The 17,105-nt window shown below is 72.0% G+C and carries 16 protein-coding genes; 13 read left to right on the top strand and 3 right to left on the bottom strand.

Annotated elements, in window-relative coordinates; genetic code table 11:
• Positions 1 to 259: 259 nt before the first annotated feature.
• On the top strand, positions 260 to 595 hold the full coding sequence (locus tag ABD198_RS21130; protein ID WP_344004236.1) for a hypothetical protein: 336 nt from the start codon (positions 260 to 262) through the stop codon (positions 593 to 595).
• A gap of 203 nt (positions 596 to 798) precedes the next feature.
• On the opposite strand, the gene ABD198_RS21125 is transcribed toward ABD198_RS21130, so the two are convergent.
• Positions 799 to 1,215 (bottom strand): pyridoxamine 5'-phosphate oxidase family protein, encoded by a 417-nt coding sequence (locus ABD198_RS21125; RefSeq protein WP_344004234.1) that lies wholly within the window; start codon positions 1,213 to 1,215, stop codon positions 799 to 801.
• A gap of 147 nt (positions 1,216 to 1,362) precedes the next feature.
• Between ABD198_RS21125 and clpB the strand changes: the two genes are divergently transcribed.
• Together clpB and ABD198_RS21115 are read left to right on the top strand one after the other, a co-directional pair.
• Complete coding sequence (gene clpB, locus ABD198_RS21120; protein ID WP_344004231.1) at positions 1,363 to 3,960, top strand: ATP-dependent chaperone ClpB; 2,598 nt, start codon at positions 1,363 to 1,365, stop codon at positions 3,958 to 3,960.
• A 153-nt stretch (positions 3,961 to 4,113) separates the two neighbouring features.
• Complete coding sequence (locus ABD198_RS21115; protein WP_344004228.1) at positions 4,114 to 4,644, top strand: YbjN domain-containing protein; 531 nt, start codon at positions 4,114 to 4,116, stop codon at positions 4,642 to 4,644.
• A 111-nt stretch (positions 4,645 to 4,755) separates the two neighbouring features.
• Here ABD198_RS21115 and ABD198_RS21110 read toward each other — a convergent pair whose 3' ends face one another.
• Positions 4,756 to 5,952: a pyridoxal phosphate-dependent aminotransferase gene (locus tag ABD198_RS21110; protein WP_344004225.1), complete on the bottom strand. Its 1,197-nt coding sequence runs from the start codon at positions 5,950 to 5,952 to the stop codon at positions 4,756 to 4,758.
• Positions 5,953 to 6,231: 279 nt separating this feature from the next.
• Here ABD198_RS21110 and ABD198_RS21105 point away from each other — a divergent pair, with 279 nt between their 5' ends.
• From ABD198_RS21105 to fbaA, 8 genes are all read left to right on the top strand, one after another.
• Positions 6,232 to 7,338 (top strand): PP2C family protein-serine/threonine phosphatase, encoded by a 1,107-nt coding sequence (locus ABD198_RS21105; RefSeq protein WP_344004222.1) that lies wholly within the window; start codon positions 6,232 to 6,234, stop codon positions 7,336 to 7,338.
• 239 nt (positions 7,339 to 7,577) lie between these two features.
• Positions 7,578 to 7,865, top strand: a complete 288-nt coding sequence (locus ABD198_RS21100; protein WP_344004220.1) for a hypothetical protein — start codon at positions 7,578 to 7,580, stop codon at positions 7,863 to 7,865.
• Positions 7,866 to 8,240: 375 nt separating this feature from the next.
• Entirely contained in the window at positions 8,241 to 8,759 is a 519-nt protein-coding gene (locus ABD198_RS21095; protein WP_344004217.1) for a DUF2617 family protein, read from the top strand.
• A gap of 121 nt (positions 8,760 to 8,880) precedes the next feature.
• The gene (locus ABD198_RS21090) at positions 8,881 to 10,503 is read left to right on the top strand and encodes a polyamine aminopropyltransferase (RefSeq protein ID WP_344004214.1); all 1,623 of its coding nucleotides are present in this window, start codon (positions 8,881 to 8,883) and stop codon (positions 10,501 to 10,503) included.
• 73 nt (positions 10,504 to 10,576) lie between these two features.
• A complete protein-coding gene (locus tag ABD198_RS21085) occupies positions 10,577 to 11,557 on the top strand; it encodes an SRPBCC family protein (RefSeq protein WP_344004212.1) in 981 nt (326 codons plus the stop codon).
• Between the two features lie 108 nt (positions 11,558 to 11,665).
• On the top strand, positions 11,666 to 12,454 hold the full coding sequence (locus ABD198_RS21080; RefSeq protein WP_344004209.1) for an aldose epimerase family protein: 789 nt from the start codon (positions 11,666 to 11,668) through the stop codon (positions 12,452 to 12,454).
• Between the two features lie 10 nt (positions 12,455 to 12,464).
• A complete protein-coding gene (gene pyrE / locus ABD198_RS21075; protein WP_344004205.1) occupies positions 12,465 to 13,013 on the top strand; it encodes an orotate phosphoribosyltransferase in 549 nt (182 codons plus the stop codon).
• Between the two features lie 147 nt (positions 13,014 to 13,160).
• Positions 13,161 to 14,192: a class II fructose-bisphosphate aldolase gene (gene fbaA, locus ABD198_RS21070; RefSeq protein WP_344004202.1), complete on the top strand. Its 1,032-nt coding sequence runs from the start codon at positions 13,161 to 13,163 to the stop codon at positions 14,190 to 14,192.
• Between the two features lie 119 nt (positions 14,193 to 14,311).
• On the opposite strand, the gene ABD198_RS21065 is transcribed toward fbaA, so the two are convergent.
• Positions 14,312 to 14,731, bottom strand: coding sequence for a DUF3151 domain-containing protein (locus ABD198_RS21065; protein ID WP_344004199.1), 420 nt, complete (start codon positions 14,729 to 14,731; stop codon positions 14,312 to 14,314).
• 171 nt (positions 14,732 to 14,902) lie between these two features.
• Between ABD198_RS21065 and ABD198_RS21060 the strand changes: the two genes are divergently transcribed.
• Together ABD198_RS21060 and kynU are read left to right on the top strand one after the other, a co-directional pair.
• Complete coding sequence (locus ABD198_RS21060; protein WP_344004196.1) at positions 14,903 to 15,733, top strand: tryptophan 2,3-dioxygenase family protein; 831 nt, start codon at positions 14,903 to 14,905, stop codon at positions 15,731 to 15,733.
• Between the two features lie 16 nt (positions 15,734 to 15,749).
• Positions 15,750 to 16,985, top strand: coding sequence for a kynureninase (kynU, locus tag ABD198_RS21055; protein WP_344004291.1), 1,236 nt, complete (start codon positions 15,750 to 15,752; stop codon positions 16,983 to 16,985).
• The last annotated feature ends 120 nt before the right edge of the window (positions 16,986 to 17,105 follow it).

Below are 17,105 nucleotides of genomic sequence, written 5' to 3'. Positions count from 1 at the left end.
GTGCCCGAATGAGCCATCGTCTTACAGGACGGGGGAAGAGGGGACCTTCAAGTGAGGACGAAGCTGACTATGCGTAAGAGAATGCTTCGCTGGGTGCTTGTTGCCGCCTTCTCCGCCGTTGTGGCCGTCGGTTCGCTGAGTGGCCTCTCCGGAGCGGAGAGTGGGGTGCAGCAGGACACCGCTTGGTCGAGCGGGGCAGTCGGTTCGACCGACGGCGATGCTGCGGATCTTCACCCGGCAGACACTGCGTGGAGCTGACGTGACCACACCACCCGACGACCGTTCCTTCCGCAGAGAGATGGCCACGGCCTACCGTTCCGGCTGGCACTTCATCGACCTGGTCACCGCCATCCCCCACAGCGGTGACTCGTTGATGGTGACCGTGTTCGGTGAGCCGGTCGTCGTCACGCGGGACGAGGACGGAGACGTACGGGCCTACCGGTGTCTGCGCCGGCCGCGGGGTGCGCCGCAGCCCGTGCGGTGTGCCATCCGGTACGGAATGATCTTTGTGAACCTCGACCAGCGGGACACCCAGCAGGTGGATGCCGGCATCCCCGCCCCAAGGGCCTTCTCCGCCACCCCCCGCAGCGCCTGACGCGATTCCCCCGTCGTAAAAGATCGCTCAGGCGCTTCCCCCCGCAGCGGCGTCACCGTGACCTGAACACGGTGACGCCGCTGTCGTTCGTGGGGTTATACGGTCAGATGTCCGACCATGCGCACCGGGGGCGCACCGGGTCGCGGGGGCCACGCAGTGGCCGAAAATAGACCTTGAGGAGGCCATGAGAGAGCTGCGGCTCCTCAGCCGCGGCCCATCGCCCGTGTGAGGGCGATCTCGATGACGACCCGCTCCGGGTTGGGCGCCGGCGTCCGCCCGTAGCGCTCGGCGTAGCGGCGCTCCGCCTCCGCCACCCGCTCCCGGTCCGTGCGCACGAACGCGCGCCCCTCCAGCGTGGCCCAGCGCCCGCCGTCCACCTGGCAGACCGCCACCGGCGCCCCCTCGGGGCCGGCCGCCAGTACATTGCGCACCTTTCTGCTCGTCTTCCGGGTGATGACCCGAGCAAGGCGGGCATCGGGGTCGTATGTCACTCCGACCGGCACCACGTGCGGCGTGCCGTCCGGGCGGAGGGTGGTCAGCGTGCACAGGTGCCGTTCCCGCCAGAAGGTGAGGTACTCCGGGTCCGGCCGGCCGGGATCCGCGGGCTGCGAGGTGGTCATGCCCCGGAACTTAGCCCGCCGGGGCCCTCCCGCCCCACCCTTGAGCGGAATAGACTCAAGTTTGTGTATGTTGAGCAAGTCAGCCACGAGTGCGGCTGAAGGCCGCCAGGGGCGCTGAAGGGTCGTTGCAAGGAGGAGAACGGACACGTGGACGCCGAGCTGACCAACCGGAGCCGGGAAGCGATCAACGCCGCCGGCAACCGGGCCGTGACCGACGGGAACCCCGACCTCACCCCCGCCCACCTGCTGCTCGCCCTGCTCCAGGGGCAGGACAACGAGAACATCACGGATCTGCTCGCCGCCGTCGACGCCGACCAGGCGGCCGTCCGGGCCGGAGCCGAGCGCGTCCTCGCCGGGCTGCCGAGCGTGACCGGGTCCACCGTGGCTCCGCCGCAGCCCAACCGGGAGATGCTCGCCGTCATCGCCGACGCCCAGACGCGGGCGCGGGAACTGGGCGACGAGTACGTCTCCACGGAGCACCTGCTCATCGCGATCGCCGCCAAGGGCGGCGCCGCCGGTGAGGTGCTGCAGAAGCAGGGCGCCACCGCGCAGAAGCTGCAGGAGGCCTTCCAGAAGGTCCGCGGCGGGCGCCGGATCACCACGGCCGACCCCGAGGGCCAGTACAAGGCGCTGGAGAAGTTCGGCACCGACCTCACCGCCGCCGCCCGCGAGGGCCGGCTCGACCCGGTGATCGGGCGGGACCAGGAGATCCGGCGCCTGGTGCAGGTGCTCAGCCGCCGCACCAAGAACAACCCCGTCCTCATCGGTGAGCCCGGCGTCGGCAAGACCGCCGTCGTCGAGGGCCTCGCCCAGCGGATCGTCAAGGGGGACGTGCCCGAGTCGCTCAAGGACAAGCGGCTGGTCGCGCTGGACCTGGGCGCGATGGTCGCCGGCGCCAAGTACCGCGGCGAGTTCGAGGAGCGTCTGAAGACCGTCCTCGCCGAGATCAAGGACTCCGACGGGCAGATCATCACCTTCATCGACGAGCTGCACACCGTGGTCGGCGCCGGTGCCGGCGGGGACTCCGCCATGGACGCCGGCAACATGCTCAAGCCCATGCTGGCCCGCGGTGAGCTGCGCATGGTGGGCGCGACGACCCTCGACGAGTACCGCGAGCGGATCGAGAAGGACCCCGCCCTGGAGCGGCGCTTCCAGCAGGTGCTGGTGGCCGAGCCGTCCGTCGAGGACACCATCGCCATCCTGCGCGGCCTCAAGGGCCGCTACGAGGCCCACCACAAGGTGCAGATCGCGGACAGCGCGCTGGTCGCCGCCGCCACCCTCTCCGACCGGTACATCACCTCCCGCTTCCTGCCGGACAAGGCCATCGACCTCGTCGACGAGGCCGCCTCCCGGCTGCGCATGGAGATCGACTCCTCGCCCGTCGAGATCGACGAGCTGCAGCGCGCCGTCGACCGGCTGCGCATGGAGGAGCTGGCGCTCAGCAAGGAGACCGACCAGGCGTCCAAGGAGCGGCTGGAGAAGCTGCGCCGCGACCTCGCCGACAAGGAGGAGGAGCTGCGCGGCCTGACCGCCCGCTGGGAGAAGGAGAAGCAGTCCCTCAACCGGGTCGGTGAGCTGAAGGAGAAGCTGGACGAACTGCGCGGCCAGGCCGAACGCGCCCAGCGCGACGGCGACTTCGACACCGCCTCCAAGCTGCTGTACGGGGAGATCCCGGCCCTGGAGCGCGACCTGGAGGCCGCCAGCAAGGCCGAGGAGGAGGCCGCCAAGGACACCATGGTCAAGGAGGAGGTCGGCTCCGACGACATCGCCGACGTGGTCGCCTCCTGGACCGGCATCCCGGCCGGGCGCCTGATGGAGGGCGAGACGCAGAAGCTGCTGCGCATGGAGGAGGAGATCGGCCGGCGGCTGATCGGGCAGCGCGAGGCGGTCCGCGCCGTCTCCGACGCGGTGCGGCGCAGCCGGGCCGGGATCTCCGACCCGGACCGTCCCACCGGCTCCTTCCTCTTCCTCGGCCCCACCGGCGTCGGCAAGACCGAGCTGGCCAAGGCGCTCGCCGACTTCCTCTTCGACGACGAGCGGGCCATGGTCCGCATCGACATGTCGGAGTACAGCGAGAAGCACAGCGTGGCCCGGCTGGTCGGCGCCCCGCCCGGCTACGTCGGCTACGAGGAGGGCGGCCAGCTCACCGAGGCGGTGCGGCGGCGCCCGTACAGCGTGGTGCTGCTGGACGAGGTGGAGAAGGCTCACCCGGAGGTCTTCGACATCCTGCTCCAGGTGCTCGACGACGGCCGGCTCACCGACGGGCAGGGCCGCACGGTCGACTTCCGCAACACCATCCTGGTGCTCACCTCCAACCTGGGCAGCCAGTTCCTGGTCGACCCGATCACCAGCGAGGCGGAGAAGAAGGAGCAGGTGCTGGAGGTCGTGCGGGCCTCTTTCAAGCCGGAGTTCCTCAACCGTCTGGACGACCTGGTGGTCTTCTCGGCGCTGACCAAGCCGGAGCTGGAGCGGATCGCCAAGCTGCAGATCGACCGGCTGGCCGAGCGGCTCGCCGAGCGGCGCCTCACGCTCGACGTCACGCCCGAGGCGCTGGAGTGGCTCGCGGAGGAGGGCCTGGACCCGGCCTACGGCGCCCGCCCGCTGCGCCGGCTGGTGCAGACCGCGATCGGCGACACGCTGGCCAAGGAGATCCTGGCCGGCGAGATCAAGGACGGCGACACGGTCCGGGTGGACCGGGCGGCCGACGGCCTGCTGGTCGGGCCGGCGACCGCGAAGTCACTCTGAGTGACAAAAGGGAGGAAGGTGTCGGTTCGCTCACCGTGGTACCCGCAGAATGACCGGATCGTGTCAGCCCATGGCTGACAGGCCCGTCGGGGCTTGCCACCCCCCTCCCCGCATGGGGGAGGATGGCGGGATCCGTACGAAGGGAAAATCACGGTGAGCATCGACCCGTCCTCGATTCCGAACTTCGGGGGCCAGCAGCCCGAGCCGCAGCCCCAAGGACCGGCGGGCCCCGTCGTCCCGGATCAGGACCTTGTGAAGCAGCTCCTCGACCAGATGGAGCTCAAGTACGTCGTCGACGACGAGGGTGACCTCGCGGCGCCGTGGGAGCAGTTCCGCACCTACTTCATGTTCCGTGGGGAGGGTGACCAGCAGATCTTCTCCGTGCGGACGTTCTACGACCGGCCGCACCAGATCGACGAGAAGCCCCAGCTGCTCGAATCCGTGGACGACTGGAACCGCCGCACGCTGTGGCCCAAGGTCTACACCCACACCCATGACGACGGCACCGTCCGTCTCATCGGTGAGGCCCAGATGCTGATCGGCATGGGCGTCAGCCTGGAGCACTTCGTCTCCTCGACGGTCAGCTGGGTCCGGGCCGCCATCGAGTTCGACCGCTGGCTGGTCGAGCAGCTCGGCCTGGAGCAGGAGATCAACGAGGCGGAGAAGCCCGACGACGAGGAGTAGGCCGCGCGCCGTCTCGCGCCGTTCCACGGCGAACCGACAGCCCGGCCCGGCACCGGCCCTCACGGCCGGCCGCCGGGCCGGGCTTTCTCGTGTCCGGATCCGGGGGAGGGTTCAGCCGCCCGCCGCCGCGCCCTTCAGGCGCCGGGCCGCCTCCTCCAGGACCTCCTTCTGTTTGCAGAAGGCGAACCGCACGAAGGGGGCGCCCGCCTCCTGGTGGTCGTAGAAGACGGCCGTGGGGATGGCGACGACACCCGCCCGTTCGGGCAGGGACCGGCAGAAGGCGACCCCGTCGCTCTCGCCGAGGGGGCGGATGTCGGCGGTGATGAAGTACGTGCCCGCCGTGCGGAAGACGGACAGCCCCGCCTCGGTGAGCCCGGCGGCCAGGACGTCCCGTTTGGCGCGCAGGTCGTCGCGCAGCCCGGTGTAGTACGAGCCGGGCAGCGCCAGCGCCTCGGCGACCGCGTACTGGAAGGGGCCCGCGGAGACGTACGTCAGGTACTGCTTGGCCGAGCGCACGGCCGTCACCAGCTCGGGTGAGGCGGTCACCCAGCCGACCTTCCAGCCGGTGAAGGAGAACGTCTTGCCGGCGCTGGAGATGGTCACCGTGCGCTCCCGCATGCCGGGGAAGGTGGCCAGCGGGACGTGCTCGGCCTCGTCGAAGACCAGGTGCTCGTAGACCTCGTCGGTGACCACCAGCAGGTCCCGCTCCACCGCCAGCTCCGCGATGAACGCCAGCTCCTCGCGGGTGAGGACGGTGCCGGTCGGGTTGTGCGGGGAGTTGATCAGCAGCATCCGGGTGCGGTCGGTGACCGCGTCGCGCAGCTCGTCCAGGTCCAGCCGGAAGCGGTCCCCGTCGGGGCGCAGGGTGACCGGGACGCGGGTGCCGCCCGCCAGGGCGATGCTGGCGGCGTAGGAGTCGTAGTACGGCTCCAGGGCGATCACCTCGTCGCCGGGCTCCACCAGGGCGAGCAGGGAGGCGGCGATCGCCTCGGTGGCGCCCGCGGTGACCAGGACCTCGGTGTCGGGGTCGTAGGCCAGGCCGTAGCGGCGCTGCTGGTGAGCGGCGATCGCGGTGCGCAGCTCGGGGATGCCGGGGCCCGGGGGGTACTGGTTGCCGCGGCCGTCGCGCAGGGCGCGTACCGCCGCCTCCCGGACCTCCTCCGGGCCGTCGGTGTCGGGGAAGCCCTGGCCGAGGTTGATGGACCCGGTCTTCAGGGCGAGGGCGGACATCTCGGCGAAGATCGTCGTCCCGAACTCCGCCAGCCGGCGGTTCAGGAGGGGGCGCGCACTGGAGGTCATGCCGGCCATCCTCCGCCGAAGCCACGGCGTTCCTCAACAGGCATCCCGGCCCGCGTCAACCGGGCTCACCCGCCGGTCGTCCGCGCGGGGCGGGAACGCCGGGTGCCGTGGGGGCATGCACGCCGGGTGCCGTGGGGGCACGCACGCCGGGTGCCGTGGGGCACGCACACGGGGTGCGCGGACGCCCACGTCACCGTCACCGGGGGAGCGGCCAGCGGTGGCCGGGTGCGGGAACGTGCCGGAGACTGGAGCCGGAACGGTGCGGGACGAGACCCGAGGACCGTATGGATGGAGCGATACCGATACCAGGACAAGCGCGTCTCCAGGAGATTGCGGTGGTCCCGGTTCCTGCCCGCCGTCATCCTCCTCGCCGCGATCGTCATCGAGCTCACCTGGCTGGAGGTCAACACCTTCCCCCTGCTGGCCGTGGTCCCCGTGATCGCGGCGCCGATGCTCTCCCTGGCCTGGACGGCCGCCAGCGGTGCGGCGTCCTGCGCGGCCGGGGCGGTCCTGGCGCTGCGCGGTACCGAGTTCCAGCTCACCCGGGCGGTGCTCATCCAGCTGGTGACCCTCGCCGTCCTGACCCTCGTGGCGATGTTCCTCAACCGCCTGTTCACCCGGGAGCGGGAACAGCTGAGGACCACCCGCCAGGTGGCCGAGGCCGTCCAGCGTGCGCTGCTGCCGTCCATGCCCGACCGCGTCCGGGGGCTGGCGATCGCCACCCGGTACCGGGCCGCCGAGAAGGAAGCCCTGATCGGCGGCGACCTCTACGCACTGCACGACACGCCCTACGGGATCCGCGTCCTGATCGGTGACGTGCGCGGCAAGGGCACCCAGTCGGTCACCCTGGTGAACACCGTGCTCAGCTCCTTCCACGCGGCGGCCCGTCATCTGCCGGACCTGTCCGACGTCGTGCGCAGCGTGGAGCAGCAGGTGAAGGAGCTCAGGGACTACCGGGCCGATCTGACGGACGAGGACTTCGTCACCGCCGTCTTCGCCGAGGTCATCCCCGAGCACTCGGTGCTGCGCATGGCCAACCGGGGCCATCCGGCGCCGCTGCTGGTCCACGAGGGCCGGGTGACGGCCCTGGAGCCGGAGAGCCCGTCGCTGCCGCTGGGCCTGGGCGACCTGGACGGGTCCGAGGTCCCGGTGGGGCAGTACAAGTGGCCGGCCGGCGCCACGCTCGTGATGTTCACCGACGGCATCATCGAGGCCCGTGACCGCAGCGGCGTCTTCTTCGACCCCGTCCCGTCCCTGACCGGCCCGCTCCCGCCGGACCCCGGCGCCGTCCTGGACGCCATGCTCACCGCCCTCTTCCGCCACACCGGGGAACTCGAGGACGACGCGGCCGCCCTCGCCATCACCCTCCTCCCCGGCAGCGACTCCGAGTCCTGACCCGCCGGGCTCCTTCGCTCAGCGTCAGGCGGCCGGGGGCGCGCGCCCGGCCCCGAGAAGCCCTGAGCTGCGCAGTCGCGGAGGCCGGAGGCCACCCGTGTGACGGAACCCTCAGAAGTTGCTCAACTCTGCTTTGGGGCGAGGCAGCGGGGGGCATCTCCCGACCACGCACGTGAACGAGGCACCCACGGGGGGATGCTTCGGGGGATTCACGGGGGACTCGGAAGGGCGGTGACGCCATGGCCATGGGCATCATCCTCGCGATCATCATCTTCGGTCTGTTCATCGCGATCGTCGTGGGCCTCATCCAGGGGGCGGCCGCCAACCGGCGGGCGCGCCGGCGGCGGGCGCGGTACTCCGGTGGCGGGCACAGCGGCAGCGACCAGAGCTGGTGGGCCGGCGGCGGTGCCGTCGGGGCGTCCTGCAGCTCCGGGAGCGACGGGGGCTCCTCCTGCGGCGGAGGCTCGTCCTGCGGGGGAGGCGGCGGCTGCGGGGGAGGCGGCGGATGCGGCGGAGGAGGCGGCTGACGGGGCAGCACTCCTCCCGAACGGGGGAAGCATCCGCAGCGGCGGGGTCCGCGCCTGGGGCGGGCCCCGCCGCGTCGCTTCGCTCCGCGGCCGGACCCAGGGCGCGTGGGCACAGCCCGTACCTCCAGGGCGCACGCCATAGTTGAACAGTTGAGCTGTTGAGCCCCCTAGGGGATGGAAACCCCACGAAGTTGGGTAAAAACGCTGTGGCGGCGCCACAGTTCATGATTCCCTCTAAACCGCCAAGCAGCCCACGGACTTGCTGCGGACCCATCCCGACCGGCCGACCGGGCTGACGGGCCGAGATCCCCGGTGCGACCAGGGGACACCGGACCCGTTCTTCTTCCTTTCCTTGTGTGCTTGCGGAGCCGATCCATGCTCACGACCCTGAACACCGCCTACACCGACACCCGCGCGGCCGACCTCGCCTGGGCGCTGGGACGCGAGCCGCTTCCCGCGCTGGCCACGCTCGACCTGGAACTGGTCGGGGCGAGGCTTCAGTTGAGACTGCTCGGCGCCTCCCACCAGGTGCTGCTGGAGGAAGAGCGCGGTCTGTGCTCGGAGACGGTGGCCTGTATTCCGGGCAGCAGTACGCCCCTTCCGCTGGGTGTCGCCAAGCGGGTGGGGGACTGGGAGTACGAATTCGCCGCCTGCGTCGAGGAGTTACCGCCCGGATCCTTCGCGAGCCGGGCGCAGGAGCTGCTCGCCCTGGTCGCCGAACATCCGCAGGGCCTGGCCGGGGTGTTCCCCGGCAGCCCGCACGCGTTCACCGCGATGCTCGCCCAGCGCCGTGAGGGGCGGGTGCACTGGCGGACCTGGCACGCCTATCCCCAGGACGGGCAGCTGGTGGCGACCCGGACGAAGGTCGGTACGCGGCTGCCCGCCGCGGTGTGAGAGGCCCACGGCTCATCCCTCGGCGGGGCGTCGCTCGCTCATACCAACATCGGTCAGGTGTAAACAAATCCCCCGCGTGTGGGTGACGCTTCGCACCGAAGGCGTGACGTACCGTCGCAGAGTGATCGAACCGCAGGCCCCCGCCCCGCCCGGTCCCGTGCAGCCCGGGCACGGGCCGGCCGGACCTGTGGGATCCGGCGGCTGCGGCGGCGCGGGCGGGGCGGCGCGGCTGCCCGTGCGGCAGGCCACCGGACGGTTCCTGGTCCTCACCGGCGTGTTCGTCTGTGCGGCCTGCGGACTGGTGTACGAGCTCGAACTGGTCGCGCTTGCCTCGTACTTGATGGGCGACTCGGTCACCCAGGCGTCGGTCGTGCTGTCTGTCATGGTCTTCGCCATGGGGGTCGGCTCCCTGGCCGCCAAGCGGCTGCGCCGGCACGCCGCGGCCGGCTTCGGCGCCGTCGAGGCGGTGCTCGCGCTGGTCGGCGGATGCAGTGCGATGGCCCTGTACGCGGTCTTCGCCTGGACCGGCGACTGGGGCGGGCTGTGGTCCGACGGCCCGCGCGTGCTGCTGGTCGGCTTCTCCCTGGCCACCGGTCTGCTGATCGGCGCCGAGGTGCCGCTGCTGATGGAGCTGATCCAGCGGATCCGCCGCCAGGACCCGGGCGGCGCGGTCGCCGACCTCTTCGCGGCCGACTACGTGGGCGCACTCGTCGGGGGACTGGCCTTCCCCTTTCTTCTCCTTCCCTTTCTGGGCCAGCTGACCGGCGCGCTGATCACCGGCGCGGTGAACGCGGTGGTCGGCGGGGCGCTGGTGCTCGGCCTGTTCCGGCAGGACCTCACCCGCCGGGCCCGCCGGCTGCTGATCACCGCCAATGTCTGCGTGCTGGCGGTGCTCGCCTCGGCCACCGCCCTCGTCGACGACTTCGAACGCGCCGCACGGCACGCCCTGTACGGCTCCGATGTCCGCTTGGCGCTGCGCACCGAGGTCCAGGAGGTGGTCCTCACCGGCGGGCGGGACGACCGGCCGCTGGCGCTGTACCTCGACGGCCGGCTGCGGGCCGCTCAGCGGGACGAACTCCGCCACCACGAGGCGCTGGTGCACCCCGCGATGACCGGACCGCACGCCCGCGTACTGGTCCTCGGCGGCGGCGACGGACTCGCCGCCCGTGAGGTGCTGCGCCATCCGGGCGTGGACCGCGCCGAGGTCGTCGAAGCCGACGCCGGACTGGTGCGGTTGGCCCGCAGCGACCCCGCCCTGTCCGCGCTGAACCGTCACTCCCTGGACGATCCGCGGGTGACGGTGACCATCGCCGACCCCTTCGACCGGCTGCGCGGCGCACCCCCGGCCGCGTACGACGTGGTGATCTGCGACCTGCCCGACCCGGGGGTCACCGAGACCACCAAGCTGTACTCCGAGGAGTTCTACGGCCTGGTCCGGCGGGTGCTGGCCCCCGGCGGGCGGCTGGTGGTGCACGCGGGCCCGCTGTCCGCGCACCCCCGTACGTACTGGACGGTGGAGTCGACCCTGCGCGCGGCCGGCTTCCGCACGGCCCCCTACCGGACGGGCGACAGCGGCCTGATCCTCGCCTCCCGCACGACCCCCGCCCTTCAGCTCGACCCCTCGGGTCCCCGGCTGCGCACGCTCACCGACTCCGCCCTCGTCTCCGCCGCCCGCGCCGCCTCCCGCACCCGCATCCCGGACCTGCCTCCGTCGAGCCTCGTCCATCCGCGGTACGCGCCGTGACGGCCCGTGCGACGCGCGGGAGTTTCCGTTCGCGAGGGTGCAGCGGGGCGCCGCGTGGGTAGGCTCCGCTGTCATGGAGCACGAGGTGTTCGTTCCGGTCTCCGCCCAGCGGCTCAGGGAGGTGCTGGGCGACCCCGCGCGGGTCGCCCGGGCGGTTCCCGGGCTCCAGCACGACGCCGGTGCGGAACCCGTCGCCGGGCGGCTGAAGGTCCGGGTCGGCAGTCACTCGGTCACCTACCGGGGCACCCTGCGCGTGACCGGCCAGGAGGACGGCGCCTACACCGTGGAGGGCGACGCGGCGGAGACCCGCGGCAGCGGCTCGGTGAAGCTGGCGCTGCGGCTGCGCCTGCGGGACGCCGAGGACGGCGTCACCCTCACCCTCGACGGCACCGGCAGCGCCGACGGCCGGATCCTCGAGTTCCCGCCGGACTCGGTGGCCTCGGCGGTGTCCCGGCTGATCGACCGGTTCGCCCAGAACCTGGCAGCCGAGGCCGGGGAGGGCGCCGAGGACGAGTCGCCCGAGATGCTGCGCACCGGGGACTTCGAACCCCGGGCCACCACGGACTTCGAGACCACCCCGGACGCGGACGACAGCCCGCCGCCGCCGGCGTCGGCGCCCGCGTCCCCGCCGTCCCCGCCGTCCCCGCCGTCCACGTCGTCCGAGCCCGGCACCGGGTCCGAGCGGGCGCCGGAGGAGGAGACCGAGACCGAGCCCGAGTCCCCCTCCGTCTTCGACACCGAGGTCCCGCCCTCCTCCCTCGACCCCGCCGCCGCCGACGACGAGGACGAGGACGAAGACGAGGACGAAGACGAGGACGAGGACTTCCAGGACACCTCCGACGGCGCCGTCGCCGAGGCCGCCCACGCCCGCCGGACGATGATCGGCCGCAGCGCCGAGGAAGTGGACCACGCCCCGCCGCGCGGCCGGTACGCCCCCGTCCCCGCACCGCAGACCGTCTCCCAGCCCACCCCGCTGCGCTGGGCGGCACCCGCGGCGGCGCTCGCGGTGGCCTCCGTCGTGGTGGCGATCCGGGCACTGCGCCGCCGGCGCTGAGCGTCCCGCGGGCAGCCGCGCCGCGGGCAGCCGTACCGGCGGCCGGCCGGACACCCGTTTCCCACGCGTCCGGCGAGGCCCTCTTGATCACCCCGTTAGGGTCGACGTGTGAGGAACGAAGACATCACGCTGACCGCGGGCGACGCGGAGGTGACCGTGACGCCGGGCAACGGCGGGCGGGTCTCGGGGCTGCGCGTCGGCGGCGTGGAGCTGCTGCGGCAGGGGGAGCGCTACGGCTGCTTCCCGATGGTCCCCTGGTGCGGCCGGGTCCGCGACGGCCGGTTCCGGGACGGGGCCACCGTCCACCAGCTGCCGCTCAACGCCCCGCCGCACGCCATCCACGGCACCGCACGCGACGCCGCCTGGCGCACCGCCCGCAGCGGCCCCGACGAGGCCGTGCTGACCTACGACCTCACCGACCCGTGGCCCTACCCCGGCCGCGTCACCCAGCGGATCGCGCTCACCGGCGACTCGCTCACCCTGACCATGAGCGTGGAGACGTACGAGTCGTCCTTCTCTGCCCAGCTCGGCTGGCACCCCTGGTTCAACCGGAACCTCGGCGGCGAGGACGTCCGGCTCGACTTCAAGCCGGCCTGGCAGGAGGAGCGCGGCGAGGACCGCCTGCCCACCGGGCGGCGCATCGATCCGTCGCCCGGCCCCTGGGACGACTGCTTCGGCATGCCCGGCGGCGTGGACGTCACCCTCACCTGGCCGGAGCAGCTCCGGCTGCGGGTGGCCAGCCGCGTCGAGTGGGTGGTGATCTACGACGAGCAGCGCGAGGCGGTGTGCGTGGAGCCGCAGACCGGCCCGCCGAACGGGCTGAACACGCACCCGCGCCTGGTCACCCCGCTGGAGCCGCTGGAGGCCGCGACGACCTGGACCTGGACCCGGCTTTAAGCTGACAGGCATGACGGACACACGCGGCGCGCTGCTGCAGCAGATCAAGGACAAGGCCGTGGTGCACGGCAAGGTCACCCTCTCCTCGGGCCTGGAGGCCGACTACTACGTCGACCTGCGCCGCATCACCCTCGACGGCGAGGCCGCCCCGCTGGTCGGGCAGGTGCTGCTGGATCTGACCGCCGAGTACGACTTCGACGCCGTGGGCGGTCTGACCATGGGCGCCGACCCGGTGGCCGCCGCCATGCTGCACGCCGCCGCGGCCCGCGGCCGCAAGCTGGACGCGTTCGTGGTGCGCAAGGCCGCCAAGGCGCACGGGCTGCAGCGCCGCGTGGAGGGCCCGGACATCAAGGGCCGCCGGGTCCTGGTCGTCGAGGACACCTCCACCACCGGTGGCTCCCCGCTCACCGCCGTCGAGGCGGTGCGTGAGGCCGGCGCGGAGGTCGTGGCCGTCGCGACCATCGTCGACCGGGCGACGGGTGCCGCCGAGAAGATCCGGGAGGGCGCCGGGGTGCCCTACCTGTTCGCCTACTCCAAGGACGAGCTGGGCCTGGACTGACCGGCCGACCGCCCAGCCCGCGGACAGCGGGATGGACGTTCCGGCCGAGTCTGGAAGGATGTGACCGACAATGACGTCGCTTCCAAGGTTCCAGGTCAGGGCCGACAGTACGCAGTACGCCAACCCGCAGCGCTAAGGAGCGGACAGATGCCCATCGCAACTCCCGAGGTCTACAACGAGATGCTCGACCGGGCGAAGGCAGGCAAGTTCGCCTACCCGGCCATCAACGTCACCTCGTCCCAGACCCTGCACGCGGCACTGCGCGGCTTCGCCGAGGCGGAGAGCGACGGTATCGTCCAGATCTCCACGGGCGGTGCCGAGTTCCTGGGCGGCCAGTACAAGAAGGACATGGTGACCGGCGCGGTCGCCCTGGCCGAGTACGCGCACATCGTCGCCGAGAAGTACGACGTCAACGTCGCCCTGCACACCGACCACTGCCCGAAGGACAAGCTCGACGGGTACGTACGTCCGCTGCTCGCGATCTCCGAGGAGCGCGTCAGGGCCGGCCGCAACCCGCTGTTCCAGTCCCACATGTGGGACGGCTCCGCGGAGACCCTCTCCGACAACCTGGCCATCGCCCAGGAGCTGCTGGAGCGCACCCGCGCCGCCAAGATCATCCTCGAGGTGGAGATCACCCCGACCGGCGGTGAGGAGGACGGCGTCTCGCACGAGATCAACGACTCCCTCTACACCACCGTCGACGACGCGATCCGCACCGCCGAGGCCCTGGGCCTGGGCGAGAAGGGCCGCTACCTGCTGGCCGCGTCCTTCGGCAACGTCCACGGCGTCTACAAGCCGGGCAACGTGGTGCTCCGTCCCGAGCTGCTGAAGGAGCTGAACGAGGGCGTCGCCGCCAAGTTCGGCAAGCCCGCGTCTCCTGGGCCGTTCGACTTCGTCTTCCACGGCGGCTCCGGCTCCACCGAGCAGGAGATCCACACCGCGCTGGAGAACGGCGTGGTCAAGATGAACATCGACACCGACACCCAGTACGCCTTCACGCGTCCGGTCGCGGACCACATGTTCCGCAACTACGACGGCGTCCTGAAGGTCGACGGCGAGGTCGGCAACAAGAAGGTCTACGACCCGCGCAGCTGGGGCAAGCTGGCGGAGGCGTCGATGGCCGCCCGCGTGGTCGAGGCCTGCCGCCACCTGCGCTCCACCGGCACCAAGATCAAGTAACCGTCCGGCCGCCCGGCCGCCCGGCCGTCCTGACGGCCGTCCGGCAAAACGAACCGGGCCCGGCACCGCGAAACCTGCGGTGCCGGGCCCGGCGCATGCAGGGACACGGTGCCGTACGGCTACCGCTTCAGCTCGGCGTACGCCTCCTCGCTGCTGTCCTTCAGGAACTGCCAGCAGCGCTCGTACTCGTCCTGCTCACCGATCTCCCCGGCGGCGCGGGCGAGCGCGGCGAGGCAGCGCAGGAAGCCCCGGTTGCCGCGGTGCTCCCAGGGGATCGGGCCGTGCCCCTTCCAGCCGGCCCGGCGCAGCGCGTCCAGCCCCCGGTGGTAGCCGGTGCGGGCGTAGGCGTACGACTCGATCACCCGCCCGGCCTCGAAGGCGTCGTCGGCGAGCATCGCCCAGGCCAGCGAGAACGTGGGGTGCGCCGCCGCGACCTCGGCCGGAGACTTGGACTCCTCACCCAGCAGGCGGTGCGCCTCTTCGTTCTCCGGCAGCAGGGTCGGGTCCGGGCCGCCCAGCAGGTTCTTGTGCGTCGTCATGCGGTCAGTCTGCCACCTGCCCCCTGGGGCGAGGCTGGGGCGCGGTCGGTCTGGAGGTGCGGCTCTTGCGAGGGTGCGCCCGATTACGGAGGATGCACCGTGGGGACCGGGGCCCCCGTGCCGGTAACGGCAGGGGCGGACCGCTACCCGGAGTGCATTCAGGAGACAGCGATGTCCCACGAGGCTCACGAGCCCGAGACCCCGCATCTCGATTTCCAGGGGACGACCCCCTACGAGGACTACGTCAAGGCGGACGTCCTCACCCATCTGCAGCACCTGCTCTCCGACGACCCCGGAGAGATGGTGTTCCTGGTGACCACGCAGGTGATGGAGCTGTGGTTCACCTGCATCGTCCACGAGTGGGAGACCGCGGCCAAGGCGCTGCGCAACGACGACGTGCCCACCGCGATGGACGCGCTGAAACGATCCATCCGCGAGCTGGAGGCGCTGAACGGCAGCTGGACGCCGCTCGCCCAGCTCACCCCGCAGCAGTTCAACTCCTACCGGTCCTCCCTCGGCGAGGGTTCCGGTTTCCAGTCGGCGATGTACCGGCGGCTGGAGTTCCTGCTCGGTGAGAAGTCCGCGTCGATGCTGGTCCCGCACAAGGGCTCCCCGCGGGCGTACGCCGAGCTGGAGAAGGCGCTGCACGAGCCCAGCCTGTACGACGAGGTGCTGCGGCTGCTGGCGCGGCGCGGGCACCCGGTGCCGCAGGAGGTGCTGGGCCGGGACGTGTCGCAGCGCTACGAGGCCTCGCCCGAGGTGGAGCGGGTGTGGGCGGACATCTACTCCGGCGACGAGGACGACGAGCTGGCCCGCCTCGGCGAGGCGCTGACCGACGTCGCGGAACTGGTGTGGCGCTGGCGCAACGACCACCTGGTCGCCACCCGCCGCGCGATGGGCGCCAAGCCCGGCACGGGCGGCTCCGCCGGGGTGGCCTGGCTGGAGAAGCGGGCGCAGAAGAACGTGTTCCCCGAGCTGTGGACGGCGCGGTCCCATGTCTGAGCCGAACACGCGGGCCATGCTGCAGCCGCGGGCCGAGCTGAGCGGGAGCAAGCAGGCCGAGCTGGGCGCGCGGGCCGAGAAGCTGGACGGCGCCGACGAACTGGCCCACAAGCGCGCCGAGTTCGTGCTCGACGACGTGGTGTACCTGGACGGGAACTCGCTGGGCGCGCTGCCCGCGGCCGTTCCCGGCCGGGTCGAGGACGTGGTGCGCCGCCAGTGGGGCGAGCTGCGCATCCGCTCCTGGACGGAGAGCGGCTGGTGGACGGCGCCCGAGCGGATCGGCGACCGGATCGCGCCCCTGGTCGGTGCGGCGGCCGGGCAGATCGTGGTCGGCGACTCCACCAGCGTCAACGTCTTCAAGGCCCTGGTGGGCGCGCAGCGGCGGGCCGAGCTCGCCGACCCGGACCGCACCGAGATCCTGGTCGACGCGACCACCTTTCCGACGGACGGGTACATCGCCCACTCGGCCGCCCGGATGACCGAGTGCACCCTGCGGGCGGTCACCCCGGCAGAGGTGCCCGAGGCGGTAGGGGAGCGCACCGCCGCGGTGCTGCTCAACCACGTCGACTACCGCACCGGCCGGCTGCACGACCTGCCGGGCCTCACGGCCGCCGTGCACGAGGCGGGCGCGTATGCCGTCTGGGACCTGTGCCACAGCGCGGGCGCCCTGCCGGTGGGCCTGGACGAGCACGGCGTGGACTACGCCGTCGGCTGCACCTACAAGTACCTCAACGGCGGCCCCGGCTCACCGGCGTTCCTCTACGTCCGGCGCGAGCTGCAGGACTCCTTCGACTCGCCGCTGCCCGGCTGGAACTCCCACGCGGAGCCCTTCGGCATGCGGACGCAGTACGAACCGGCGGCGGGCGCGCTGCGCGGCCGGGTGGGCACGCCGGACATCCTCTCCATGCTTGCCCTGGAGGCGGCGCTGGAGGTCTGGGACGGGGTGCCGATCGAGGCGGTGCGGGCCAAGTCCCTGGCCCTGACGGACTTCTTCCTGGAGTGCGTCACGGAGTACGTCCCGGAGGGCCGCGTCGAGTGCGTGACACCCCGTGAGCACAGCGAGCGGGGCAGTCAGATCGCGCTGCGCTGCGACGACGCGGCCGAGGTCATGCCGAGGCTCATCGAGCGGGGCGTGGTCGGCGACTTCCGCCACCCGGACGTGCTGCGCTTCGGCTTCACCCCGCTGTACGTCGGCTTCGCGGACGTGGAGCGGGCGGCACGGGTGCTGGCCGAGGTGCTGGCCGGGGAGTAGCCGGCAGGTGCTTGTGGCTGGGGGGCCGTCGCGGTGACAGCCGAGGCAGCCCCCTCGCCGGGTGACCGAGCGTGACATCCCCATGTCGGCGAGGGTTCCCGGCCTGATACCGTCCCGGCT

Source organism: Streptomyces thermocarboxydovorans, from assembly GCF_039524635.1.
Lineage (GTDB): Bacteria > Actinomycetota > Actinomycetes > Streptomycetales > Streptomycetaceae > Streptomyces > Streptomyces thermocarboxydovorans.
The sequence above is the reverse complement of the archived record's forward strand: the minus strand, read 5'-3'. Positions and strand labels throughout refer to the sequence as shown.